This window comes from Streptomyces griseobrunneus (assembly GCF_046713465.1).
GTDB lineage: Bacteria > Actinomycetota > Actinomycetes > Streptomycetales > Streptomycetaceae > Streptomyces > Streptomyces microflavus.
Genome location: NZ_CP177080.1, coordinates 1,488,924 through 1,513,019, shown reverse-complemented (window position 1 = coordinate 1,513,019; position 24,096 = coordinate 1,488,924). Strand labels below are relative to the sequence as shown.

Sequence of the window (24,096 nt, the reverse complement as noted above, 5' to 3'; positions counted from 1 at the left end):
CGCGCCCTCAGCACCACGGCCCCGTCACCGCGAACGTCGTCCCCGGCGTGTAGCAGTTCACGTACATCGTCGATCCGTCCGGCGAGAAGGCCACCCCCGCGAACTCGCCCCACTCCGGCTCCTCGGGCGTCCCGATGTTCTGCCGCCCGCGCGCCATCGAGTAGACCTCGCCCCGCCGCGTCACCCCCAGCACGTGCTGCGCGCCGCCGCCGTCCTCGCAGACCATCAGGCCCCCGTCGGCGGCCAGGCAGATGTTGTCCGGGGACTCGCCGGGGAGCTGGATGTCGGTGTCCGGCCCGAAGACCACGACCAGGGTGAGCCGGCGCTTCTTCGGCTCGTACCGCCAGACCTGGCCGTAGTGGTCGGCCGCCGAGCCCTCGGCGCTGCGGGCGAAACTGGAGACGAAGTAGACGGACGAGCCGCCCCAGTAGCAGCCCTCCAGCTTCTGGGCGTGTGTGATGCCCTTCGGGCCGAAGTCCTGGAGCCGGATGGGGGTCTCGGCCGCCAGCGGGTCCGGTACGGGCACCCACTCCACCCGGTCGAAGCTCGCGCCGGTCTCCTGGACCGCGGAGAGGTCGGGCAGGCCCGGCACCCGCATCGCCTCCAGCGCCCCGCCCGCCCGCAGCGAACCGGTGCCGCCGAGCGGCTTGGCGGGGAGGAAGCGGTAGAAGAGGCCGAACGGTTTGTCGAACGCGTCCTCCGTCTCGTACACGATCCCGGTCTTCGGGTCGACCGCGATCGCCTCGTGCTGGAAGCGGCCCATCGCGGTCAGCGGGACGGCCCCGGTGCGGCGCGGGTCGGCGCCGTCCACCTCGAAGACGAAGCCGTGGTCCTTGGTGTACCCGTTGGTCCCGGCCTTGTCCTCGGTCTCCTCGCAGGTCAGCCAGGTGCGCCAGGGGGTGGGCCCGCCCGCGCAGTTCACCGCCGTACCGGCGATGGCGACCCGCTCGCCGAGCACCTTGTTCCGGCCGTCCAGCTCCAGGGACGTACAGCCGCCCTTGGCGGCAGGGTCGTAGGTGAGCCCCGCGACGGTCGGTACGCCGATCTTCGCCGTGTGCCGGTTCTCGTGGTTGCGGACGAGGTGGACGCGGCCGTTGCGGCCCGCGAGGGCGGCCATGCCGTCGTGGTTGCTGGGCACCCTGCCCTCGCCGGAGCGCAGCGGGTCGCCCTCCCGGGACAGCGCCCGGTAGCGGAAACCTTTCGGCAGGTCGAGCAGCCTGTCCGGGTCGGGGACGAGGGGGCCGTAGCCGCCGTGGCCGCGGGCTGCGGCCGTGCCCGCGAAGAGTTCGGAGAAAGCCCCGGTGAAGGCGATCGCGGCCGCTGCGCCGCTGCCTGCCAGGACCTGTCGTCGTGTCGCGGTGTGCCGGGGTGCGGTCGCTGTGGTCCGGGTTTCGGATGACATGAGGCAACTCCCTGTTGGCGGACAGGTGACGTGACCCGCATGTGTGTAGCACGCACAGAGGCGCGGGGGAACCATGCGCGCCCCCGCGCCCCGTGTTGCCGCTGGGACGGCCCGGAGGGGGCCGCCGACGCGGAGGGTCAGGCCAGCGAGGCCGACAGCGTGATCGTCGTACCCGTCAGCGCCTGGCTGACCGGGCAGTTCGCCTTGGCGTCCTCGGCGGCCTTCACGAAGGCGTCCTCGTCGAGGCCGGGGACCTCGCCCACGACGGTGAGGTGGATGCCGGTGATACCCGTGCCGGGCTGGAAGGTCACCTCGGCCTTGGTCTCCAGCCGGGTCGACGGGGTGCCGGCCCCGGCGAGCCCGTGGGAGAGCGCCATCGAGAAGCAGCTGGAGTGGGCGGCCGCGATGAGCTCCTCGGGGCTCGTCTTGCCGTTCGCCTGCTCCGAGCGGGCCGGCCAGGAGACGGGGTAGTCGCCGATGCCGGAGGAGTCGAAGGTGACGACCCCCTTGCCCTCGAGCAGGTTGCCTTCCCAGTTCGTGTGCGCCTGACGCGTGGTAGCCATGCTGGATCCCTTCGAACGGAACAGTGTGCGCGGTTGTACGGGAGTTGTCCGCGGTTGTACGCGGACGGAGTTACGGGCACGCCGCGAACGGGCACCCGGTGTCACCCCCCGAACCTACTGCGCCACCAGGCCCTTCGCGTCACGTGCCAGTGCCGTCAGCCGCGAGATCGCCCGGAAGTATTTCTTCCGGTACCCGCCGTTCAGCATCTCGTCGCTGAACAGCCGGTCGAACGGCAGCCCCGAGGCCAGTACCGGCACTTCGCGGTCGTACAGCCGGTCGGCCAGCACCACCAGGCGCAGCGCGGTCGACTGGTCGGGCACCGCCGTCACCCCGGTCAGGCAGACCGCGTCGAGATCGTCGGTCAGCGCCCCGTACCGGCTCGGGTGGACCCGTGCCAGGTGATCGAGAAGCCCCGGGAAGTCGTCCAGCGACGTGCCCGGCGTGGCGTACGCGGCGCGGGTGACCTGCTCGTCGGTGTACGGCGGCGGCGCCTCGGGCAGACCCCGGTGCCGGTAGTCCTCACCGTCGATGCGCAACGGGCGGAAGTGCGCGGACAGGCCCTGGATCTCGCGCAGGAAGTCGGCGGCGGCGAACCGGCCCTCGCCGAGCTTGCCCGGCAGCGTGTTCGAGGTCGCGGCCAGCGCCACCCCGTGCTCCACCAGCCGGCTGAGCAGCGAGGAGACCAGCACGGTGTCGCCCGGGTCGTCCAGCTCGAACTCGTCGATGCACAGCAGCCGGTGACCGCTCAGCGTCTGCACGGTCTGCTGGAAGCCGAGCGCGCCCACCAGGTTTGTCAGCTCCACGAACGTGCCGAACGCCTTCAGCGACGGCTCGGCGGGCGTGGCGTGCCAGAGGGAGGCGAGCAGGTGGGTCTTGCCGACGCCGTAGCCGCCGTCCAGATAGACCCCGCGCGGCCCGGTCGGAGCGGCCGGCTTCTTGCTCCCGAACCACTTCCGGCGCCCGGAACCCGTCGCGTGCGACCCGCCGAGCCCGGCGGCAAAGCCCGCGAGGACGGTGACGGCCTCGCTCTGGCTGGGCTGCTTCGGGTCCGGTACGTAGGTGTCGAAGCGCACCGAATCGAAGCGCGGCGGCGGCACCATCTCCGCGACCAGACGGTCGGCGGGGACGCGCGGCTCGCGGGCGCACAGGGACAGCGGGGCCATTTCGGCGAGGGGGCTCTGCCCCGGAAACGCGGTGGAGGACGACACAACTCTCCACCCTAAGGCCCGTGCCAGACTGCAACCCATGCGAAGCCTGCTCCCTGTGACGGACCTGACAACAACAGCCGCTGCCCCCGAGCCCTCGGGGTTGCTCACGGACCGCGAGTGGAGCCTCGACGAGCTGGCCGACGCGTACGCCTACCCCGCGCCCGGGGCCCCGTGGCTGCGCGCCAACATGGTCTCCACCCTCGACGGGGCCGCCCAGCACGACGGCCGCTCGCAGGGCATCTCCTGCGCCGCCGACATGCGGATCTTCGGCACCCTGCGGGGCCTCGCCGACGTGGTGATCGCCGGAGCCGAGACCGTACGCCTGGAGGGGTACCGTCCGGCCCGCGCCCGGGAGGCCTTCGCCGGGCGGCGGGCGGCGGCACGGCAGGGCCCCGCGCCCGCCGTCGCGGTGGTGAGCGGCTCGCTGGACCTGGACTTCTCGCTTCCGCTGTTCACCGAGCCGCTGGTCCCGACCCTCGTGGTGACCGGTGCCGGGGCCCCCGCCGACCGGATCGCGGCGGCCCGGAAGGCGGGCGCGGAGGTGGTGATCGCGGGCGAGGACGCCCGGGTGGACCCGGCCCGCGCGGTGCGCGAGCTGGCGGACCGGGGGCTGCGGCGCCAGCTCACGGAGGGCGGGCCCCGGCTGCTCGGCCAGTTCGTGGCGGCGGGGGTGCTGGACGAGCTCTGCCTGACGCTCTCCCCGATGCTCACGGCCGGGGACGCGCAGCGGATCGCCGGAGGCCCCGGAGTGACCGTGCCGGAACGTTTCGCCTTGGCATCGCTGCTGGAAGAGGACGGTTTCCTCTTCGGACGGTACCGGCGGAGGGGCACACGGTGACCGGCAGAGGGACACACGGTCACCGACGGAGGGACACTTAGCGGAATTACCCGTTCCGGTTAGCTCCGGCTGGGCACACTTACCTCTGCAGTCCCCGTGGAAGCACGGGGAAGGATGGTTTCAGCAAACGACCGTCGACGGTCGAGCCGGCTGTCGACGAGACGCAGAAGCGGAAGGGCGCCTGTCGTGTTCACAAGCGTTTTGATGATCGAGAAGCCGCTCACTCCCGAGGACGTGGACTTCGTCACCACCCTCCACGGCGAGGAGCGGATCTCGTTCGTCGTTCTGTTGCAGCCGCGCGGCGACCAGGCCGATGTCCTGCTGCGCGCGATCGACGACGTGGCGATGGGAGAGCTCAAGGAGGCAGTCCGCGAGAGCGAGGAGCCGGAGGGCAAGGAGGCCCGGGAGCCCGCCGAGATCGGCCTGGAGTACTCCCTACGGGCCCTGCGCGAGGCGGGCTCCGAAGCGGTCGGGCAAGTGATCGAGGACCACCCCCTGGACAAACTGACGACCGTCGTCGAGGAGGCGGGCGCGGACGAGGTCATCGTCCTGACCGCCCCGCACTACGTGGAGGAGTTCTTCCACCGCGACTGGGCGTCCCGCGCCCGGCACAAGGTCGGCGTCCCGGTGCTCAAGCTCTTCGCACACAGCGAATAGGCTGGCCCCGCGGTCCGGAGTGGCACCGGTCCGCGGCCGAAGACCCACCCAGCACGGAGGACCCACTGATGGCACCCGGTATTCCCGCCGCCATGGAACGACCGCACTTCATCGGCATCGGCGGCGCCGGAATGTCGGGCATCGCGAAGATCCTCGCCCAGCGCGGCGCGAAGGTGGCGGGCAGCGACATGAAGGAGTCCGCCACCGCCGAGTCGCTGCGGGCGCTGGGGGCGACCGTGCACATCGGGCACGCGGCAGGCCACCTGGCCGACGACGCGTCCTGCGTGGTCGTCTCCAGCGCCATCCGCGCCGACAACCCGGAGCTGCTCCGGGCGAACGAGCTGTCCGTCCCGGTGGTCCACCGCTCCGACGCGCTGGCCTCCCTGATGAACGGCCTGCGCGCCATCGCGGTGGCGGGCACGCACGGCAAGACCACCACCACGTCGATGCTGGCCGTCGCCCTCTCCTCGCTGGGTCTGTCCCCCTCGTACGCCATCGGCGGCGACCTGGAGGGCCCCGGCACCAACGCCACCCACGGCGAAGGGGACATCTTCGTCGCGGAGGCGGACGAGAGCGACCGCAGCTTCCAGAAGTACGACCCCGAGGTCGCGATCGTCCTCAACGTCGAGCTGGACCACCACGCGAACTACGCCTCGATGGACGAGATCTACGACTCCTTCGAGACGTTCGTCGGCAAGGTCGTCCCCGGCGGCACCCTGATCATCTCCGCCGACCAGCCCGGCGCCGTCGAGCTGACCCGCCGGGTCCGCGACCTCTCCGAACTGAAGGTCGTCACCTACGGCTCCGCCGAGAACGCCGACGTCCGCGTCCACAAGGTCACCCCGCGCGGGCTGACCAGCGAGGTCACGGTCCTGCTCAACGGCAAGTTCCTCACCTTCACCGTCTCCGTACCGGGCAGCCACTACGCCCACAACGCGGTCGCCGCGCTCGCCGCCGGGGTCGCCCTCGGTATCCCGGCCCACAACCTCGCCTCGGCGATCGGCAGCTACACCGGGGTCAAGCGCCGCCTCCAGCTCAAGGGCGAGGCGGCGGGCGTGCAGGTCATCGACTCGTACGCGCACCACCCCACCGAGATGACCGCCGATCTGGAGGCCATGCGCGGCGCCGCCGCCGACGCCCGCATCCTGGTCGTCTTCCAGCCGCACCTGTTCTCCCGTACGCAGGAGCTGGGCACCGAGATGGGCCAGGCCCTCGCGCTGGCCGACGCCTCGGTGGTCCTGGACATCTACCCGGCCCGCGAGGACCCGATCCCGGGCATCACCAGCGCCCTGATCATCGACGCGGCGAAGGCGGCGGGCGCCGAGGTCACGGCCGTCCACGACCAGGACGCGGTTCCGGCCGCCGTCGCGGGAATGGCGAAGCCCGGCGATCTCGTTCTCACCATGGGAGCGGGCGATGTCACCGACCTCGGCCCGCGCATCCTGGAACACCTGTCGAGCTGAGGAGCGGGACGTGTCGTACGACGTCGAGAAGCCGGACGAGCAGTGGCGGGAAGAGCTGACCCCCGCCGAGTACGCGGTTCTGCGCCAGGCCGGCACCGAACCCGCCTTCCGGGGCGAGTACACCGACACCAGGACGGCGGGCGTCTACTCCTGCCGGGCCTGCGGGGCGGAGCTGTTCCGCTCCGACACCAAGTTCGAGTCGCACTGCGGCTGGCCGTCCTTCTACGACCCGAAGGACACGGACGCGGTCGAGCTGGTCGAGGACCGCGCCCACGGCATGGTCCGCACCGAGGTGCGCTGCGCCCGCTGCGGCTCGCACCTGGGCCATGTCTTCGAGGGTGAGGGCTACCCCACCCCCACGGACCAGCGGTACTGCATCAACTCGATCTCGCTGACGCTGGCGCCGGACGAGAGCTGAGCCCCACCGCCTGCCGGTGCCCCCGCCCCTGCGCGTATGCAGGGCGGGGGCACAGCGCTGTCACGCCCCCCCCGGGGATACCGGACCGATTCCACCAGACGGGCGCAGCCCCCCGAGGATCACTCCTCGTCGTCGTCGCTCCCGCCCGTTTCCGACCGCAGCAGCGGGTGGATCACGCCGGGGAAGACCCGGGCCCGTACGACTTCCTCGGCCGACCCGCCCTGCACGACCGTCTCCGCGACACCCCAGGGCCGCCCGGCCAGGTGGATGGTCAGGGTGTACGAGGAGGAGCAGCCGGTGCACTCGTAGCGGTCGGCCCAGGTCTCGACCTCGGTGGTGGAGCCCGGGTAGCGCTTCACATGGCGGTGGCGGGCGTGGCAGTGCTCGCAGGTCTCGCCGGGCTCACAGGTCCCGCCGCACGGACAGGGCACTTCAAAGCTGTCGGCGGGCTTCCAGCGCTGCACGAGGACGGCCTCGCGGGTGGCGCCCATGTCCTTCATGGCCTTGAGGTTGCGGGCGGCGACGTTGTACGACTCGCCGGTGGCGGCCATCCGGTCGCGGATGACGTCCTTGCGTCCACGGTTGGTCGTCATGTCGGCTCCTCCTGGGGTTCACGCACGCGGCCCGCCAGGAGGCCCATGAGTCGTGTCAGTACGCCTTTACGGTACCTGTCCGGGCGCCGGTGGCCTTACGGCACGTGCTGTCGAGGTATCGGCTTCACGACGTGCCCCAGGGCGACGAGGCCGATCCCGATGACCAGGAGCGACGGCGAGTGCGCGCTCCGGCTGATCACCATCAGCAGGGCGCCGGCTCCCCAGAGCCTCGGCTGCTGCACGTGTCGCTGAAGCAGGCGACCGGGCATGCGGCCGAGGAGCGGCCCGTGCATGCCGAGGGCGGTCCACACGCTGCCCAGGACCACTGCGACCAGTAGCAGCACCACGAAGGTGATCAAGGTGTTCCCCCGCGCCAGTGAGCGCGGCTTCCGGGCGTACCCTTCGCAGGGCTACGCCTGGATGCTCGGCGCGAGGCTCAGCCCTGGGCGGCGTACGAGAGGAAGTGCGTCCAGGTGGTCGGGGCGAGGGCGAGCTGCGGGCTCTCCTCGATCTTGGAGTCGCGGACGTGCACGGTGGAGGGGCAGGCGGCGACCTCGACGCAGTCGTCGCCGGAGCCGCTGCTGTAGCTCGACTTGTGCCACTCCAGGGCGACCTCGACGCAGGAGTCGCCGTCGCCACCGCTGTAGCTGCTCTTGAACCAGGCCAGGTCTGTGGTGCTCATCTCGCTCCTCGCATCCGCCGCATCAGGCCCTTGGAGTCGTCCAACGAGAGAGCCTGTGAACGCATACTGGCACACCGCATCTGGAGTGCGCTGATCACTTTGGGGTCGGAGATGAACTGGCCGTACTTCTGCCCTTCCAAGTAGCCGAACCACTGGTGCTCCGGCGTCTCCAGCAACTGCATCGGTCCGTCCAGTCCCGCGTGGTGATGCCGCACCAGCGGCATGATCTGGATGTCCACATTGCGCAGCTCGGACAGGTCGAGAATGTGGTCGATCAGCTGCCTCGTCACCTCCTCGCCGCCCAAGTCCCGCAGGAATAGGTGCTCTTCTAGGATGAAGGTGAACGCGGTGTTGGGCCGGTTCCGCAGGAGTTGCTGACGTTCCAGCCGAGCCGCGAGCTGTGCCTCGATCTGCTCATCGTCGAGCGGCGGCAACTGGTCGGCGAACAGCGTCCGCGCGTACGCGGGCGTCTGCAGCAGGCCCGGAATCAACCGGCACTCGTACGTGTAGAGGCTCAGTGCCCCCAACTCCAGTTGCGCCCAGTGCCGGAACCAGCTCGCCAACCCCTTCCGTCGCGTCAGGTGCTTTGCCGCGCCCAGGATCACCCCGAACGCGTCCAGGATCTCGTCCGCAAGCTCCGCGAAGTCCGGCGGTGGGAGCCGGCGGCCCTGCTCGATGGAGGCGACGGTCTCGGGGGAGTACCCGACGAGCGGGGCGAACTGCTCCTGCGTCAGGCCCGCCCGCTTGCGGAAGTTCTTGACGACCTCTCCGAACATCTTGAGGCTGTAATGCGGTTCGGGTTCGCCGCTGCGCCCGCCGCCGTTGCCGAAGGTCCCGTACGTGCTGTCGATGCCATCCGTGCCGTGCGTCATGTACGGCCACCTCCCCGTGCGCTGTCCTGGTCCGCAACCCGTCCATGCTCACGGAACGTGATCCGTACTGTCTACCCTTCGCACCCGTACGCTGACTCAGCGTACGGGTCGGTGACCTGGTGGTGGAGGGTCGGGGCCGGAAATCTGGGGGCATGGAAGCACCTACGAAGACCCAACCCAATGTAACCGTACGTGTGTTCAAGCGGCAGTTCAGCTCGAATCCGCGCGGTGCACGGCTCGCCCGCCGGATCGGCCTCTACCGGCTGCACACCTGGGGTATCCCGTACCTCAGTGACGCCTCGGAGTCGGCGGCCCTGATCATCGGGGAGCTGACGGCCAACGCGGCGACCCATGGGCGCGTGCCCGGCCGTGACTTCGAGCTGTGCCTCTCGCACACCCCCGGCGACCGGGAGATCCTCGGCGTCCTGCGGATCGAGGTGTCCGACACCCGCACCGAGTGCCGGCCGCCCGGGCCCGGCGAGATCGCCGTACCGGAGGACGGGGACGACAGCGGACGGGGGATGCTGATCGTGGACGCGCTGGCGGACCGCTGGGCGGTCATCGACCGTGAACCGCCGGGCAAGACGGTCCGTGCCGAACTGGACCTGCTGTACTGAACGCACGTCCGGCCATGGCGGCTTCGGGGTCAGCCCCGCCGCACCCGCCCCGCGATCCGCCGCCCCAGGCGGCCCAGCGCGCTCGACCTGTTCCAGTCGCGGAAGGCGACCGCCCGGCCGCTGCTGCCGGTCCGCCCCACCGTCTCCTCCACCTCCGCGACGGCCTCCGCCGTCATCGCGCGCACCGCCGGGCGCAGCACCTCCTCCAGGAGGGCGGCGGCCGTGGTCGTCCAGGCGGCGCCCGCGTGCGGGTGGGCGGTCCAGTGGGTGAAGCAGTCGGCCGCGTAAGCGGGGTGGGTACGCAGCCGGGCGCGGGTCGGCTCCGAGCGGGCCGCGCGGTCGTAGGCGGCGATCAGTTCAACGTCGTCGCTCCGGACGAAGTCGTACAGCTCCGCTCCCGGCCGGTCCGGGGCCAGCAGGCGTTCGACCAGGGCGGTGAACGCCCTTTCCTGGACTGCTGGTTCGAGAGGTTCGGCCCGGTCGCGGAGCGTGCGGACCTGCTCGGCCCAGCCGGGCTCGGGTGCCCCCGTCCGCAGGTCGCGGCAGAGGTCCAGGAGCTGGAGCGCCGCCCGCTCCCGGCCGCCGATCTCCTGCGGGAAGGCCTGCAGCAGGTCGTGGGCGAGCGCGGTGGCGTCCTCCGTGTCCGCCGGGGCACCGAGCGCCGCGTCGACCAGGCGGGCCCACGTACCGGCCGCCCGGTGCGCGTCCGAGGTCGCCGCCTCCAGCAGCATCCGGGCCTCCTCCACGGTGGGTGCCCGGTCCTCCCAGACCAGGCCCACCGCCGTACGCAGGACCAGCGGCTCGGCGAAGGGGGAGAGGCCGGCCGCCCGCAGGACGCGGTGCCAGACGGCCGTACGGTCCCGGCCCAGGGTGGTCATCGCGCCGGGCACCTCGGCGCACATCCGCAGGTGCGGCAGCGCCTGCGTCCCGGTGAACGGCAGCGCGACCCGCTCCAGGAACCGGGCCACCGCTCCGGGGTCCTCGGGCGCGATCCGGTCCAGCGCGCCCAGCAACGCCGTCCGCACGTCGAACTGTTCGTCCAGCAACTCCAGGAGCGCCGGTGCGAAGGCGGGGGGCCCCGGTTCCTCGGACGCCTCCGCCAGCAGCGCAGGGGCCAGCCGGTCGACGACACCCGGCAGCAGCTCCGTGCCGTTCACGCCCAACAGCCTTGCCACCCGCAGCAGTTGCACGGTCCGGGCCACCGGGCGCGCCCCGCCCGCACCGCTCTCCAGCTCGGTCAGGATCTCCGGCCCGAGCACCCCGGCGATCGCCTCCCCGTCCGGGCCCACGAACGCGTCCCGGCGCGGCAGCTCCAGCGAACCGTTGCCGCCCCGCACCGCCTCCGTCACCAGCATCGCGGCGAGCGGCGCGGTGACCGAGGCCGGGCACCGCCCGTCCAGCGCGCCGAACAGCCGCCCCACCGCGTCGAATTCGGAGCCCGTACGGTCATCGATCCCCGGTGAGGCCAGCGCCTCCACCAACCGGCCGATCCGCTCCGCGTCCAGCGCGTACGGCCGCTCCGCCGCCCAGCCGGCCGCCGCCGCACGCTCCTCGGGCCCGAGCGCGACCCCGTTGCAAAGGGCGATCACGGCCAACGGCCCGGCAGCGAAGGGGTCCCCGTGCAGCTCGCGCGCCTCCTGGAACAGCTCCGGCGCCCGGCTGCGCCACACCCGGGCCGCGGTCCGGGCCCACATGTCCGGCGTGCCGTCCACCGGGGGCCGGTCCGCGCACACATGGACCCGCAGCCCCGCCTCCCGCGCCGCCGCGGCGTCCTCGGGCAGCGCCCCCACCACCCGCAGCGCCGAACTCCCCGGCCGCCGCGTGTAGGTGGTGAACGTCAGCCGCTCCACGCTCTCCCTGGGCAGGGTGACCGCCGCCAGCCCCAGCCAGCGGGCCACATCCGCGTTCTGCCTCTCCACCAGCACCACCGGCCCGCCCGCAGGGGCCTCCTCGCTCGCCCGGCGCAGATCGGCCAGGACGGCCGCCAGCCAGGGACCGCGCGAGACGGCGAAGTCGTCGAGCCCCTCACGTACGGGGGCGGGGCCCGGCGGCAGCGCGCCGAGCGGGTCGGGCAGCGCGCCGCCCACGGGCGTCACGGAGACCCAGTGCGGCGACCGCCACGCCTCCACCGGCAGCCGGTCGCCCGGCAACGGCACGCCGGAGGGTATGTGCACCGCGTGCGCGTGGAACCGGACGGGCGCCGGGCCCTCGCCGCGCGCCGGAGCCGTACGGCCGACCAAACGGCTGCCGTCGGAGAGGGCGGCGTACGTGAACGCCTGTGGCAGTGAACGGAGTTCGGCGTCTGCGGGCCGGTGCGAGGCCCCGTCGGGCAGGGCGTACCCGACCAACGGCTCGATCTCCGCGAGCAGCGCCTGCGACACCCCGGGCCCGACCGCCGTGAACCGGCCCGCCGTCTTCTCCGCGTCCCCCGGCGCGGCGGAGGTGTAGTGCACCTGTGCAAGGCTCAATTGTCGGCCCTCTTCGTCCTGCCGCGACCGGTCCCCGCTCCACCCACCACGCGACCGGGTCGGGGGAGAGAAGTCCACGGCCGCGGGGGCGACGTTATCAAGGAGTGGCAGGCCGAGTTGCAGGCGCTGCGGAGGCGTAGCTGCAGAGCAGGAGCAGCTCGCTGTTCAACAGCCCTACTTGTTCAGGAAGGTGACGGTTCGGGAGTGAGTTCCTCCCGGCCGATGCGGTTTCCGTTGCGGTAGATCGTCACGGCCCCGTCCTTGATCCGATAACTGTACGGATCGTTGCGCGCTTCGTAGCCGCCCGGCTTCTTCGAGGCCCGCATCGCGATGCCAGGTTCGCGCTGATCACTGAACTCGCCGTAGTAGTAGAGCTCGTCACCCGTCGTGCGGCACATGGTGATCTGCTTGTTCTTCGTGCGGAACGCTTCTACCAGCACAGCTCCCTCCCCGGAGGGGATCGCCCCGGCGATCCGGTCGGGGCAGGCGGGCGCGGTGGGCGAGGTCTTGGTGCGGGAATCGGCGGAATCCCCCTCGGACCCGGAGAACACCCTCGACGCCATGGGAAGCACGAACAGCACGACAGCCAGTCCGAAGCAGCCGAGAGCGCATCCCTTCCCTTTGCTCTTCTTCTCCGGCGGCCGGTAGAAGGGTGCCGGTCCGCCCGGGTAGGGCGGGGGTGGCGTGTACGGAGCCGGCTCCGGCCGTGCCGCGGTGGGAGGGACATGCGTGCTCGGCCCGGGGACGTAGCCGCCGGACTCGGACGAGGGGTAGAAGACCTCTGCGGGAATCGGCGACGGCCTGACGGCCCGTCCGCCGGGTGTTCCGGCCCCGCGCGTGGTGGTCCGGCCTGTGGAGCCGGACTTCTTCGGGGCAGCCGGCTTGGACGTGGCTGTCTTCGAAGTCGCTGTCTTCGACGCCGTCTTCTTCGCAGCGGCGGGTCTGGACGACGTCGCCTTCGGGGAGGCCGACTTCCCCGCTTCCGTACGCGCGGCCGAGGGCTTCCGGGCCGCGGGCTTCCTCGGTGCGGATTTCCCGGCGGCCGCCTTCTTCGCCGCGGCCTTCCAGGGACTCGCGCAACCGATGCAGAACCGGTCCTCCTGGACGTTGTTCGTGTCGCAGTCGGCGCACGTCCAGGGACCTTTTGGCCCGCTGGACCGTGGCGAGCGCGTAGCGGGCCGACTGCGCTCCGTGTCGCACCCCACGCACACCTTCGCCGTAGGTCCATTGAACGTGTCGCACGCCGTGCAGCGCCAGTTGGCCGCGGCCACCCCCTCGCCCGTCCCTTCTTGTCGTCACACAGCGCTCAGGGCGCTGATTCTGCTGCGATCCTGCCGAAAATCTCGCGGTGAAGCTCTTCGGAGTCCGCGTTCGTCGGTGAGACGACCCAGTCCGGGCTCTCCGTGGGGATGGTCTGTACCCCGTCCTCCTCGGTCTGCTCCTCCGCAGGCGCCACGAGGCCGTGTTCGTCCCGGAGCTCCGCCACGAACCGTGATGCGGGCGTCGCGTGGTCCGCCGGGACATCGAGCCGGATCATCACCATGCCCGCCGCACCCTCCCCCGCGGTCTCCGGCCGGAAACGGAAGACGAGCTGCATCCCGCTCTGCTCGGCGTTCGTGCGGGTGTGCAGGGACGCGCAGTGCCTCACCGGCAGCTGCATCAGACCGAAGGCGTGCCAGTTGAAGGTCATCGTCTGCTCATCGACCCTGACGGAGGCGCCCGGAAGCTCCAGCCTGTGTCTCACAGGCTGTTCGCGATCGTCTCGATGATCTCGTCCATCTCGAACTCCTCCAGCCCCTGCCCTGCCTTGGACTCGAAGTGGAGCGTCAGGTCCCACTCCTCGGCGATCGGGTCCTGCCAGGGAGCCCCGTCCGGTGCGAACAGCACCAGCCGCTTGGCGGACTGTTCCATCACGGCGGTCTGGCTGCGTGCGTAGCCCCACTGCTCGAAGAGATCGTCCATGCTGCGCGGAACGGCCGACGGGTAGGTCTGAGCCGTCACACCGACGGTGCCGAGCGGGTGGGCGGGGGCGTCGGTGAACATGACGATGACGTGCCGGCGGCGGTCGAGGCCTTTCTCCCAAGGCGAGTTGATGGCGAGGGCCAGTGCCTCGAGGCCGGACTCCGGGATGTCTCCGCCACCGCCCGCGTCGATGCCGCCCACGAACCGCTCGAATTCCGCGGATTGTTCGGGCAGGGTGAGGAAGCCGGTCTGTTCGATGGCATCGTTCGGGTTGTCACCGAAGTCGCGGAAGGCGATGACCTTCAGGCGCAACTGGCTGATCGCTTTGCCCTTCTTGGCCATCACGTCGTTCAGCCGTTCGTGGAACTGGAGGGCGCTGGCCTTCACGGTGTCCAGTACCGGAAACATGCTGGCCGTGGCGTCGATGCACAGAACGATGTCGACGGCATACTGCAGATTGCCCTGGTACTGACCACTGCTGGCGTTCATCGGGGTTCTCTCCTCAAGGCATTGGTGCTGGTTCGCATGCTCAGGGTTTGCGGCGGTCGCCGAGATTGATCCGTACCCGGGACCGCTTGACCTCGGTCGGCGTGGCCGTCTCGGGCTCCGGCGCTGGCTTCTCCGGCTTCGCGGAGGCCGGGGGCCGTCCCAGGTTGGATCTGATCCGGCTGACGCGCGTGCCGGGAGCTTCCTCCGCCGGGAGCGGCGCGGCGGGTGCGGCAGGCGCAGGGGGCTTCGAGCCGGCGGTTCCGGGGCGGCGGTGGACCAAGACACAGACCGTCGGGTCCTTGAGCGCCTTGAGGTAGGTGCCCATGCGCGGCCGGTTGCCCGGCTGGAGGGACGTCGTCGCCCGGATGAGCCCTTGCAGGGAGTCCGACAGCCTGCTGTCGAGGCGCAGTGGCTCACCCGCGTTGACTGCGTCGGCGGGGGAGCCGTACCGCTCGTCGTGGGCGGGCAGACTTCCGGTGAGGTACTCGTGCGTCATCAGACCCAGCGCGAAGACGTCGACCGCGGTAGTCAGATGCTCCGGCTGGACGGACTCGTCCTCCTGCACGTACCGGCGCCATTCGGGTGCCCCGTACAGCGAGTCACCGGCGACGTCCTGGCGCCCGGGGGGACTCCCGGAGAGGTACGAGTCGTCGAAGTCGATGAGCTTGGCCGAGTGGAAGGCCGCCCCGTCCCGCTTCTGGATCAGGACGTTGAGCGGTTTGAGGTCGCCGTGCACCACGTCGATGTCGTGCAGGAGCTGGAGGCTCAGCCCAAGTGTCTTGAGGAGCACCGCCTTCTGGCGCGGTTCCAGCGTCTGTGGCTTCTCCAGGGTGGTGGTGTCGATCCGCTCGGTGACTTTGTAGTAGGTGCTTCCCTCATGGAAGAAATCGGTGGCGAGCACCAGATTGCCGCCGCCGCGCGCGTCCGGCCGCAGCCGCTTCATGATGCCGCGGTGCCGGTCCTCGAACTCCTGGCAGACCTCCAGCCGGATGCGGCGGCTCGCGGCACTCGCGGTGGAGCCTTCCCGGGGCCGCTTCGGTTCCAGGAAGCGTTTCAGGAAATACTGCCGGCTGTCCTTCTCGGCAAATGCCCACATGCACTTGCCGCCGTTGGCGTTGGTCGGCTCGGTGACCACGCGGTAGCCCGAGATCTCGTCGCCCAGTTTCATTCCGTGTCCTCCTGCGACATCGGCAGGTACGCCTCGTAGTCGCGGCGGTACTCCTGCCAGGTGCTGTTCTGCCAGGACCGCACGGTCACGGCCTGATCGGCACCCGACGGCCGTCCCTTGCCGCACAGTCCGGCCAGGAGCGCGGCACGCTGCTCGAAGGCCGCACGTGTTCCCGCGAAGTCCTGGTGTCCCAGGGCGGCAAGGGACAGGGAGGCATCGTCCGCCGTGTACTCCTGCACCTCCCGGCGGATCAGGTCGGCCCACTCCACCGCGCTGTCGGCCCGCATGAGGGTGGTCAGCAGGGTGTTCTCGAAGTCGGCAGGGGTGTGTACGTAGCCGAAGAAGCCGTCCGTCGCCGCGAGCAGGACACACGGCATCGAGAAGGCATGGGACCTCTCCTCGATGAAGAAGTCCCGGTCGGCGCAGACGGTGTTGGTCATCGGCGGATCGGAACGCAGCAGCTCCAGCGCGTCGTGCTCCTCCGTGTGGTCGGAGGTCAGAACCTGGAGCCCTGCCTCGGGCGTCAGCACGTACGCCCGTGAGTCTCCGGCCCACAGGGCCCGGACGTCCACGGCGTCGCCCTCGCCGACGCCGTACTCGACAGCGGCCAGCGTGGTGGGGAGCTGCCGTCGCATCCGGCCGACGATCTTGCTGCGGCGCTGTGGCGCCCGCTCGTGGAAGTAGTCCAGAAAGTCCTTGAGCACTTCCGCGTCGGCGGGTGCGCCCTGATCGACGATCTCCCGGAACCAGCAGTCCGTCGCGAGTCGGGCGACGCGTGCTCCGACCCAGGCACCCGTGCGCTGTTCGCCGTCCGGAGCCTGCCAGACGGGGGAGGACCCCGAGCCTCCGGAGCCGTCGAAGACCCCGAGCAACCCGCGCACGCTCCCATGATGGTGAGCGATCAAGGGTTCCGCGTCTTCGCCGCGCCCCGGGACGCGCTCCGTCCAGACCCCCAGGGCTTGCAGGCCAGGCATGCCGCAACCCCAGATCATGCGGGGGGTCGGCGGGGGCACGGCGGCCGGGGGAGCGTCGGCCGGGGGACCGGGTACGTCCGGCACCGGCTCCGCGCGGGCGGGACCCGCGGCAGCGGCCGGCGCCGCTTCGGAGCCAGGCCCGGTGGCAGTGCCGGGGAGCGGTGGATGACTTGGTGCCAACTGCCAGGCGTCGGTCCAGGGACGGGAGGGAGTGGTCATCGCCGGTCCCCACCGCCCTCGCCGCCCGGCCGTTTGGCCGTGCCCCGGACGCGGCTGACGCGCCGGGGCTGCTCGGCTGCCGGGGTGTGCCCCGGGGCCGCCGTCCTGCCCGCGTCCTCGTGCCCGGAACGGTCGGCCGTTCCGGCGGCTGGGCGTGACGGCCGGCCCGGCGTCGCGTAGGGGGCAGGGCGGGAAGGCATGACCGGTCGCTCCTCGCGGGCGTCGGACCGGACCGGTTCGTCCTCGGGCGGAACGGGCGCCGGGCTCGGACGCACCACCTCACCGGCGAGCGGATCGCGGCCACGGCCGCGTCCCCCGTCGCGCCCGGCCTCAGCGCCACGCTCGGCGGACGACGACGGTGCGGAGTCATGCTCCGCGCCGCGGCCCGGGGCCAGCGCGCCACGCAGCCGGCCCCGGCGTACGCCGCCGAACAGCCTGTCCTCCCCGTTGACGATGCCTTCGATCACGGCCCGTTCCAGTTCCGTCTGCTCGAAGGGTTCCCGGTCGGCATCGCCGCGCTCCAGGACCATGCGCAGTGCCTGCAGCCCCGCCTCGCGCTGCTCGGACTCGCCCTTCTCGATCCAGGCCAGCGCGGCGCGCGGGCCCTCGCGCTCCATGATCTCCGCGATGATTCCCTCGACCCCTTCCTCCCGCATGAGGTCCAGGTGCCGTTTGCGGCGCATCCCGTCGAGCCGGGTCTCCCGCAGCACATCGCGGAACTCGCGCCCGCTGGTGGCGATCTCGTCCTCGTCGACGAGGAGTTCGACCTGGAGGCTGGACAGCCGCACCGCCGAGTCGCCCACGAAACCACGCAACGCTGAGTTGAGTGCCTGCTCGGCCGCGTGGAACTCCGAGATGTCGAACTCCCGGGAAACCTCGCGCAGAAGCTTGCGGAGGTGGCCGTAGAGCGCTCCGCTCATGTCCCGGATACGTCGGCCCACGACCTCCGCCGGGTCGGCCACCCTGCAGACCACGTCCACCCGGCTGCGGAAGGAGAACGAGGCGTCGCGGCTCAGCAGGGGCATGTCGAGGACCAGCCGGTGCTGGGACAGATCGACGGTGTAGACGCTTTGGTACGCGCCGAAGCGAGCTGCCGGAATCTCCTCGCCGGGGAGAACCGTCAGTGAAGCCCCGCTGTCGGGCACCAGGACGAGAGCCCTGCCCGGTGCCGGGGGCCGCAGCGGGTTCGTCAGCCGCCACCGGGGCACCGACTGGTGGTCCAGAATGGGGTCATACGTCAGTTCCACGGCGTTCCTCTCACAGCTCCACACGCATGACTCATCGTTCGACGGAACGCGCCAGATCCGCCGCCAGAGCGGAGGGCACATCGGGGTCGGTGGCCCACTTCGTCAGCCACCAGTGCAGCCGCTCCCGGTGCTTGCCGGGCGACCGGGCGATATCGGTCACCAGGGTATGCAGCGCGGCCGGTGCTCCGGGGCACTGCTCCGCATAGGTGTCGATCCACGCCCGCAGAGCGATGAGGGCGTTGTCCTGGACCGGCTTGCGCGCCAGCGCCCGCCTCCACAGCTCGGCCGACTCGGCGCGGTGCTGCGGCAGCGTACTCAGCAGCAGGGGGACCCCGGCGACGGCTCCGTCCGGGCCCGCCGGGTCCGGCGACACCGACGACCAGGAGGTCGAAACGGCGAAGACGAAGGCCGAGAGGGTCTTGAGGGCCATCGGTGACAGGTCCTGGGGCGCGGACCACTTCAGGTAGGCGGCCAGCACCTCGCGCGCCCGTCCCTGGTGGATCAGCTGTACTCCGCCCCAGGCCACGGGGGTGAGCGTGCCCCAGTCGTCGCCCCGGTCCAGTGCGGCCCGCAGGACGTCCAGCGCCCGCTGCGGGGCGTTGCGGCCGAACAGACCGCCGACAGTGTTGGCCGCCGTGCTCGCCAGCCGACGCTCGTGGGCGGAGTGTCCCCCGCGTGCCCAGGTGAACAGCAACGCCCAGACCTGCTCCGCCGTCTCAGGGGTCGCCCCGGCCACCCCGAGTGTTGTCGCCGCGGCCTGCCGTACGGGCCAGGACGTGCTGCTCGCCCACGACGTCACGAACCGGTGGACGGCGTAGGAGTGATCCGCCCGGGCCAGCACTCCGGCCGAGACGGCGGCCTTGGCGCGGACCTCCACATCGGCGTGGCGCAGCAGGTTCCGCAGCCACTGGAGCACGGCATCGCGCCTGCCGTCCAGGGTCGTCCAGGCGTAGGTGAGCACCACGTGGCGTACGAGCTCGCTGCGGAAGCGCAGCGTGGGCGGCCCGGTCGCACCGGCCCGGGGGAAGACCAGCTCGATCCAGGGCTGTTCCTGCTCCAGCCGGTCACGGAAGCGCACATCCGGAGGTGCGTCGTCGGTCGGTGCCAGGGCCCGTCGCAGGGAGACCGCCGCATCGGCGACCGTGAGATACCCGCTGCCCTCCAGGACTGCGACGGCCAGGGCGAACGCCACGGCCTCCGGTGCGTGATGGGAACGGAACCACGTGTACACCTGCTCACTGGGGTCGCGCAGCCGCGCCACCTCGGCCGCGAGGTCACCGCCCGCAATGACCACCGAGGCAAGCCGGGCCGCGTGGGCGGCCATCGGCCGCTCCCGCAACGCGGCCAGCGCCCCGGTGGACTCCAGCAGGACCGAGAGCTCCCTGTGCCGGTCCGGGTCGTTCCCGTGCCCGAGCACGCGGCGCTTCAGCAGAACGGCGGGGTCGACCGGCCCGAGCTGATGCCGGGCGACACCGTCACCGCCCGGCCCCGAGAGAGCCGCCGTCAGGTCGGGGCCACCGACGAGGACCAAGTACGCGTCGACGGAGCGCAGTCGGACCAGTGCGGCGGTCAGCCCCCTCACTACCGCAGCCGGATCGTCGCCGTCCACCACGGCGAAACAGCCGCTGTGCTTGCCCGGCGGCGCCCACCCCGAGGCACCGATCGACGCCACGTCCAGGACGCGGTGCACTCCTCCGCCCTCGGCTCCGTTCAAAGCCATCGCCTCGGCGAGCAGATTGACGGCCGCCGCCGAACGTCCGGTACCGGGCGCCCCGGTCAGGACCAGCAGACAGTGCTCCCGCAGCAGTTCCACCGCGTCGTCGTACCGGTCAGGATGCACATAGAGGTCGGTGTGTTCCGCGACCTCCGCCTCGGTTAGCTGCGCGGTGGCGTTGCCGCCGGCCGCGGAGGGCCCCCGACCTCCCCCGCTGTTGAATCCGCCGCCGAAGGTGACCGACTCGTTGAACAGGGCCAGGGTGCCGATCCTGGTCCCGGACGCGTCGGCGTTCAGCCGTTCGGCGATCCGGTCCGCGATCGCCCCGGCCCGCAGTGCCTCGGCCCGTTCGGCGCCGCTCTCCTCGCCGCCCGACGCGAGGGACCGCAGGGCGTCCGACTCGCTGACCGGGCCGTCCTCCTCGATCCCGGGCCGGGCCGGGGGCGGGGCGGTCTCTTCAGCGGGCGCACGCTCGTCGCTTTCACGCATCGCCTCGTCCGGCGATGTTTCCTCGCTCATGAACTCTCAGCCCGTCAGGAGATGTTCCAGTCGCCCTTGATCTCGACCTTCTCGTTGAAGACCTGAGAGTTCTTGATCACCGCCGCGTTCACCTGGGCACGTCCGGCACCCGAGGCGACGGCCTCGTCGATGCTCCGCCGCACATCGGTCTCGAACTCCCTGTCGCGCAGCATGTGGGCGAGTAGCAGCCGCTGCAACTGCTCCTGCGCCCCTTCGTCGGCAGGGCTCTGCTGGACCCGGTCGAGCGCGCCTTCGGCGTCGGAGTCCCCACGGAAACGCGCTCGCAGACGCTCCACGAGGCGTGCCCCACCGCCCCAGCCGGAGCGACCGGCCTCTTGCCCGGCTGATTCGAGCGCGCCTTTGGCGATCAGCGCAACTCCGGCTACGGCGGCAGCCGTGATTGGATCCATGTGCTTCCCCGTTTTAGTCAGACAGGCATCCGACCCTAGGGGAGGGGAAGCGGGCTTCGGGGGCAGTCGGCTCGGGTTGACCGGAAGCAGACCTAGCCGTGGCCGATATCCGAGTAGGGCGCACGTGCCTGCCTACTGCGAGGGGACGCACCTCCGCGCCGGGGAGGCGGATACGGCAGTCCCGTGGGCCGGACGGGCTGCTCTCGCATCTGGCTCACGGCCCCGCCGCCTCCCTCCAGGCGATCGCTTAGGTCAGCGGCTCCACCCACACATTGCGGTACCTGATCTTGCTGCCGTGGTCCTGGAGCTTGATCGCCCCCGCCGTCGCGGCCTCGGCCGCTCCACCGCCGGTCGGGCCGTCGACCGCCACGTCGTCGTGGACGGTGACGCCGTTCCAGACGACGCTGATCCTGGCGTCCTCCGTCTTGTTGCCGGAGGAGTCGAAGCGAGCCGCGCGGAAGGTGATGTCGTACGTCTGCCAGGTCTCCGGCGCGGTGGCCGCGTTCACGTCCGGGGCCTTCTTCGTGTAGATCGCCCCGGCCTCGTTGTCGGCGAGGGTGTCGTCACCGTACGAGTCCAGGATCTGCACCTCGTACCGCTCCTGGAGGTAGACCCCGCTGTTCGCGCGGTCCTGGCCGGTCACGTCCGGCGGGAGGTTCGGCAGCCAGAACTCCACGTGGACGCGGAAGTCCTCGAACCCCTGCTTCGTCCGGAGGTCGCCGTTCCTGATCTCCATCTCCCCGTCGCTCACCGGCCATTCGGGGCTGCGGCCGTCCGGGTGCTGCCAGGACGCCTGGTCCGTGCCGTCGAAGAGCGGGATGCGGGCGCCCTTCGGGTGGACGGCGATCATGTCGAGGTTCACATGACCGGTGTCGCCGCCGTCGTAGGAGTACGTGACGGTGTTGTGACCTGCCTCCAGCTCCAGTTGCTCGTTCTTCGTCGCCCAGGTCTTCCAGTCGGTGGTGGAGGCCAGCTTCGTCTGCCGGACCTTCGTACCGTTGACGTGGACGCTGATCGTCTTGGTGCCGGGGGCCGGGTTCGGGCCGTTGGAGTAGCGCAGGCCGACGTCGTGCGGGCCCGCCTTCGTGGTCTCCACGTCGAAGGTGACCGCCGCGCCCTCGTTGCCGAAGTTGTCGACGAAGCCGCCTCCCGAGTAGCCCGCGTGCTCGGTGTCGACCCCCGCGCCTCCGGTGAGGGCGGCCTCCTCCGCCTCGTACAAGGTGGGCGGAGGCTGGCCGCCCGGCAGGGAGTTGAGCGTGTACCAGGCTTCCGTGGACCACAGCTCCGTGCCGTTCGCGGAGGAGAAGGGGCGCGGGGAGCGGACGTGGACGACCCGGTTCGCCTTGAGGCCGGGGAGGGTGAGCGTGACCTTCCTGCGGTCCTCGGAGAGCGTAGCCGAGCCGACCCGGAGGGTCTCCTCGTCGATCTTGGGGCCGCCGTAGGCCGGGGTGGGGGCGTACGTCCACTGCTCGACCTGGTAGCTCTCGGCGAGCTTCGCCGCCGTTTCGGCGGAGAGCGGCTCGGTGTACTCCAGCTCGAAGCCGCCCGGCTTCGCCCGCATCGCCAGGATGTCGAACGCCTTGTCACCGCTGGGCGAGAGCTTCTGGAGCCCGTACGCGAGCTTGCCCTCCTGACCCCAGTTGCCGCCCGCGCCGAGACCGCCGGCGTAGATCGCGCCGTCCGGACCCATGCTGATCCGGTTGACGCCCGCCTCCAGGCCCTGGGTGAAGCGGAAGACCGCGCCCTGGTACTCGCCGTCGACCTTCTCCAGGTAGGCGCGCTGGATACCGCCGTACGTCACGTCCCCGAACAGCATCTGCCCGGCGAACCGGCCCTCGGTCAACTGAAGAGGAGTGGAGGGCGAGTTGGCTATCTCGTTCTGCGGGAGCCAGAGCACCGGCTTGGTGACCGGCTTCGTGTCGAAGGGGCCCGACGGGTTGGTGTAGTGGTTGAAGAAGCGGTCCTGCTTCACATGGACCAGCTTCGAGGAGGGCAGCCAGCCGCCCTGGTTGTCCAGGACGAACAGGTCGTTCTCCGGGCCCCACCCGATGCCGTTGGGCGTACGCAGGCCCCCGGCGATGTAGTCGACCTCGCCGGTCTCCTTGTTCACCTTGATGGTGGAGCCGCGGTTCGGGGCCGGCTGCGGGTCGGTCGTCGCGCCACCGTAATTGATCGACACGGACAGGTTGAGGTAGAAGTAGCCGTCCCGGTAGAGCAGGCCGAAGGCGAACTCGTGGAAGTTGCCGCCGTACGGCCAGGTGGCCACGGTCCGCCGCTCGTCGGTGACGTCGTCGCCGTCCGTGTCGGTCAGCTCGGTCAGCTCGTGCTTCTGCGAGACGTAGAGCTTTCCGTCGACGGCCTTGATGCCCATGGGCTCCTTGAGCCCTTCAGCCACCTTCTTCGCCTTAACCTTGTCCGGGCCGGTTTCGCCCCGGACACCGTCGAGGAGATAGACCTCGCCGGTCTCGTTGTCCGTACCGCCCCAGGTGGTCACGGCGAGCCGCCCGTCCGGCAGCCAGTCCATCGCGGAGACCTGCGGCTCGAAGCCCTCGGGGCGCAGATCGGTCAGCGCGTAGTCCGGGTGGGTCTCCGTGAGCGGCAGCCCGTCGCCGGGGGAGTCGAGCGCGCCCTCGCACTCCTTGCGGCCCGGCGCCGTCACCCGTACGACGTCGGCGTCGGTGGACAGCACGGAGTTCGGTACGACGGTGAAGCCACCGGCGCCCGGTGGCTGCCAGGCGAGCGTGATCTGCTGGCCGCCGGTGCGGTCGAAGTGGTCGATACGGAGGGAGTGGTAGCCCGCCGTGAGGGTGACCGTGCCGTCCTTGGGGTCGGCGCCGTGCAACCCGTCGTGGTCGATGACGAGTTGGTCGTCGATCAGCAGGCGTGACCCGTCGTCGCTGGTGAGGCGGAACGCGTACGAACCGTCCTCGGGGACGTCGATGTTGCCCGTCACCTGGGAGACGAAGCGGTCGTCGAAGCCGAAGTCGTCGGGCGCGTCCCAGTCGATCTGCGGCATGAGCTTGTCGACGTTCGGCGTCTGGCCCGACTTGATGTCGCACAGCTCGTCCAGGGGGACCTGCACGTCGAAGACGCGCAGGGTCACCCCCGGTTCCTGCGGGGGGAGTTCGTCCGGCGCCGCCGGTGCGGCGTTGGCCGGGACGGCGGCGAAGGCGCCGACGAGGAACGAGGAGACCAGCAGACCGGTCAGGTGCCTGCGGAACGGCCCTCGCCCGAGGGCGGGTTGTCTGCGGAAGGGGTGGAACGGCCGTGGATGCATTCTTCCTCCTGGCCCCTCGCAGCGAGAGGCACGTCGCGGCGGTGGGTGGGGCCACCCGGCGCCCGGGGGTGAACGTTCGGCTCGTGCGGGTCAAGCGGGTCAAGCGGCTCGTGCGGGAGTGCAGGTCGAGCAGGTCGAGAGGGTGTGCGACTTCGTGCGTCCTCGTGCGAGTTCGTTGGACCTCGTGCGTCCTCGTGCGTCCTCGTGCGACCGAAACAGTAGGAGGCTTCTGCTGACGCCGTCCATACTTCGTCACCACTGTGTTCAAAGCTCGCAGGTAGCCGTGCAAAGATCCGAAGGCTTGCGGAGCGGAGAGATTCTGCCGGTATGTCAGC

At 70.9% G+C, this 24,096-nt stretch carries 22 protein-coding genes; 5 read left to right on the top strand and 17 right to left on the bottom strand.

Going from position 1 to position 24,096, the window contains the following annotated elements; translation table 11 throughout:
• Positions 1-7: 7 nt before the first annotated feature.
• From ACK8N7_RS06750 to zapE, 3 genes are all read right to left on the bottom strand, one after another.
• Positions 8-1,402 carry an alkaline phosphatase PhoX gene (locus tag ACK8N7_RS06750; RefSeq protein WP_500441463.1) on the bottom strand — a complete coding sequence of 465 codons (1,395 nt, stop codon included), beginning with the start codon at positions 1,400-1,402 and terminating at the stop codon, positions 8-10.
• Positions 1,403-1,539: 137 nt separating this feature from the next.
• Positions 1,540-1,965 (bottom strand): OsmC family protein, encoded by a 426-nt coding sequence (locus ACK8N7_RS06745; RefSeq protein ID WP_015612194.1) that lies wholly within the window; start codon positions 1,963-1,965, stop codon positions 1,540-1,542.
• A 114-nt stretch (positions 1,966-2,079) separates the two neighbouring features.
• A complete protein-coding gene (zapE, locus tag ACK8N7_RS06740) occupies positions 2,080-3,174 on the bottom strand; it encodes a cell division protein ZapE (protein WP_403211392.1) in 1,095 nt (364 codons plus the stop codon).
• Between the two features lie 37 nt (positions 3,175-3,211).
• Between zapE and ACK8N7_RS06735 the strand changes: the two genes are divergently transcribed.
• The 4 genes from ACK8N7_RS06735 (at position 3,212) to msrB (ending at position 6,550) form a co-directional block, all read left to right on the top strand.
• A complete protein-coding gene (locus ACK8N7_RS06735) occupies positions 3,212-4,012 on the top strand; it encodes a pyrimidine reductase family protein (RefSeq protein WP_500441460.1) in 801 nt (266 codons plus the stop codon).
• Positions 4,013-4,216: 204 nt separating this feature from the next.
• A complete protein-coding gene (locus ACK8N7_RS06730) occupies positions 4,217-4,669 on the top strand; it encodes a hypothetical protein (protein WP_031127100.1) in 453 nt (150 codons plus the stop codon).
• A gap of 68 nt (positions 4,670-4,737) precedes the next feature.
• On the top strand, positions 4,738-6,132 hold the full coding sequence (gene murC, locus ACK8N7_RS06725) for a UDP-N-acetylmuramate--L-alanine ligase (protein ID WP_403211388.1): 1,395 nt from the start codon (positions 4,738-4,740) through the stop codon (positions 6,130-6,132).
• A 10-nt stretch (positions 6,133-6,142) separates the two neighbouring features.
• A complete protein-coding gene (gene msrB, locus ACK8N7_RS06720) occupies positions 6,143-6,550 on the top strand; it encodes a peptide-methionine (R)-S-oxide reductase MsrB (RefSeq protein WP_403211386.1) in 408 nt (135 codons plus the stop codon).
• Positions 6,551-6,669: 119 nt separating this feature from the next.
• On the opposite strand, the gene ACK8N7_RS06715 is transcribed toward msrB, so the two are convergent.
• The 4 genes from ACK8N7_RS06715 to ACK8N7_RS06700 all read right to left on the bottom strand — a co-directional run bounded on the left by ACK8N7_RS06715 (position 6,670) and on the right by ACK8N7_RS06700 (position 8,697).
• Positions 6,670-7,143 carry a hypothetical protein gene (locus ACK8N7_RS06715; RefSeq protein ID WP_500441457.1) on the bottom strand — a complete coding sequence of 158 codons (474 nt, stop codon included), beginning with the start codon at positions 7,141-7,143 and terminating at the stop codon, positions 6,670-6,672.
• Positions 7,144-7,238: 95 nt separating this feature from the next.
• Positions 7,239-7,502 (bottom strand): hypothetical protein, encoded by a 264-nt coding sequence (locus ACK8N7_RS06710; protein ID WP_500441455.1) that lies wholly within the window; start codon positions 7,500-7,502, stop codon positions 7,239-7,241.
• A 77-nt stretch (positions 7,503-7,579) separates the two neighbouring features.
• Positions 7,580-7,825 (bottom strand): DUF397 domain-containing protein, encoded by a 246-nt coding sequence (locus tag ACK8N7_RS06705; protein ID WP_500441453.1) that lies wholly within the window; start codon positions 7,823-7,825, stop codon positions 7,580-7,582.
• The gene (locus ACK8N7_RS06700) at positions 7,822-8,697 is read right to left on the bottom strand and encodes a helix-turn-helix domain-containing protein (protein WP_500441451.1); all 876 of its coding nucleotides are present in this window, start codon (positions 8,695-8,697) and stop codon (positions 7,822-7,824) included. The genes ACK8N7_RS06705 and ACK8N7_RS06700 overlap by 4 nt, the downstream gene beginning before the upstream one ends.
• Before the next feature lie 152 nt (positions 8,698-8,849).
• Here ACK8N7_RS06700 and ACK8N7_RS06695 point away from each other — a divergent pair, with 152 nt between their 5' ends.
• Positions 8,850-9,314 (top strand): ATP-binding protein, encoded by a 465-nt coding sequence (locus ACK8N7_RS06695; RefSeq protein ID WP_403136208.1) that lies wholly within the window; start codon positions 8,850-8,852, stop codon positions 9,312-9,314.
• A gap of 29 nt (positions 9,315-9,343) precedes the next feature.
• Here the strand turns inward: ACK8N7_RS06695 and ACK8N7_RS06690 are convergent, their stop codons facing one another.
• The 10 genes from ACK8N7_RS06690 to ACK8N7_RS06645 all read right to left on the bottom strand — a co-directional run bounded on the left by ACK8N7_RS06690 (position 9,344) and on the right by ACK8N7_RS06645 (position 23,761).
• Positions 9,344-11,782 (bottom strand): GTPase-associated protein 1-related protein, encoded by a 2,439-nt coding sequence (locus tag ACK8N7_RS06690; RefSeq protein ID WP_500441450.1) that lies wholly within the window; start codon positions 11,780-11,782, stop codon positions 9,344-9,346.
• Positions 11,783-11,964: 182 nt separating this feature from the next.
• The gene (locus ACK8N7_RS06685; protein WP_500441448.1) at positions 11,965-12,345 is read right to left on the bottom strand and encodes a hypothetical protein; all 381 of its coding nucleotides are present in this window, start codon (positions 12,343-12,345) and stop codon (positions 11,965-11,967) included.
• A gap of 743 nt (positions 12,346-13,088) precedes the next feature.
• Positions 13,089-13,472: a hypothetical protein gene (locus ACK8N7_RS06680; RefSeq protein WP_364887504.1), complete on the bottom strand. Its 384-nt coding sequence runs from the start codon at positions 13,470-13,472 to the stop codon at positions 13,089-13,091.
• Between the two features lie 50 nt (positions 13,473-13,522).
• On the bottom strand, positions 13,523-14,233 hold the full coding sequence (locus tag ACK8N7_RS06675; protein ID WP_500441446.1) for a vWA domain-containing protein: 711 nt from the start codon (positions 14,231-14,233) through the stop codon (positions 13,523-13,525).
• Between the two features lie 40 nt (positions 14,234-14,273).
• On the bottom strand, positions 14,274-15,401 hold the full coding sequence (locus ACK8N7_RS06670) for a protein kinase domain-containing protein (protein WP_500441444.1): 1,128 nt from the start codon (positions 15,399-15,401) through the stop codon (positions 14,274-14,276).
• Positions 15,398-16,282, bottom strand: a complete 885-nt coding sequence (locus ACK8N7_RS06665) for a serine/threonine protein phosphatase (protein WP_500441442.1) — start codon at positions 16,280-16,282, stop codon at positions 15,398-15,400. The genes ACK8N7_RS06670 and ACK8N7_RS06665 overlap by 4 nt, the downstream gene beginning before the upstream one ends.
• 308 nt (positions 16,283-16,590) lie before the next feature.
• A complete protein-coding gene (locus ACK8N7_RS06660; RefSeq protein ID WP_500441440.1) occupies positions 16,591-17,841 on the bottom strand; it encodes a hypothetical protein in 1,251 nt (416 codons plus the stop codon).
• Positions 17,842-17,872: 31 nt separating this feature from the next.
• On the bottom strand, positions 17,873-20,074 hold the full coding sequence (locus ACK8N7_RS06655) for a hypothetical protein (RefSeq protein ID WP_500441438.1): 2,202 nt from the start codon (positions 20,072-20,074) through the stop codon (positions 17,873-17,875).
• Positions 20,075-20,088: 14 nt separating this feature from the next.
• A complete protein-coding gene (locus tag ACK8N7_RS06650) occupies positions 20,089-20,484 on the bottom strand; it encodes a Het-E N-terminal domain-containing protein (RefSeq protein WP_364887486.1) in 396 nt (131 codons plus the stop codon).
• Positions 20,485-20,731: 247 nt separating this feature from the next.
• Positions 20,732-23,761 (bottom strand): 3-keto-alpha-glucoside-1,2-lyase-like domain-containing protein, encoded by a 3,030-nt coding sequence (locus ACK8N7_RS06645; protein WP_500441429.1) that lies wholly within the window; start codon positions 23,759-23,761, stop codon positions 20,732-20,734.
• Positions 23,762-24,096 lie beyond the last annotated feature (335 nt).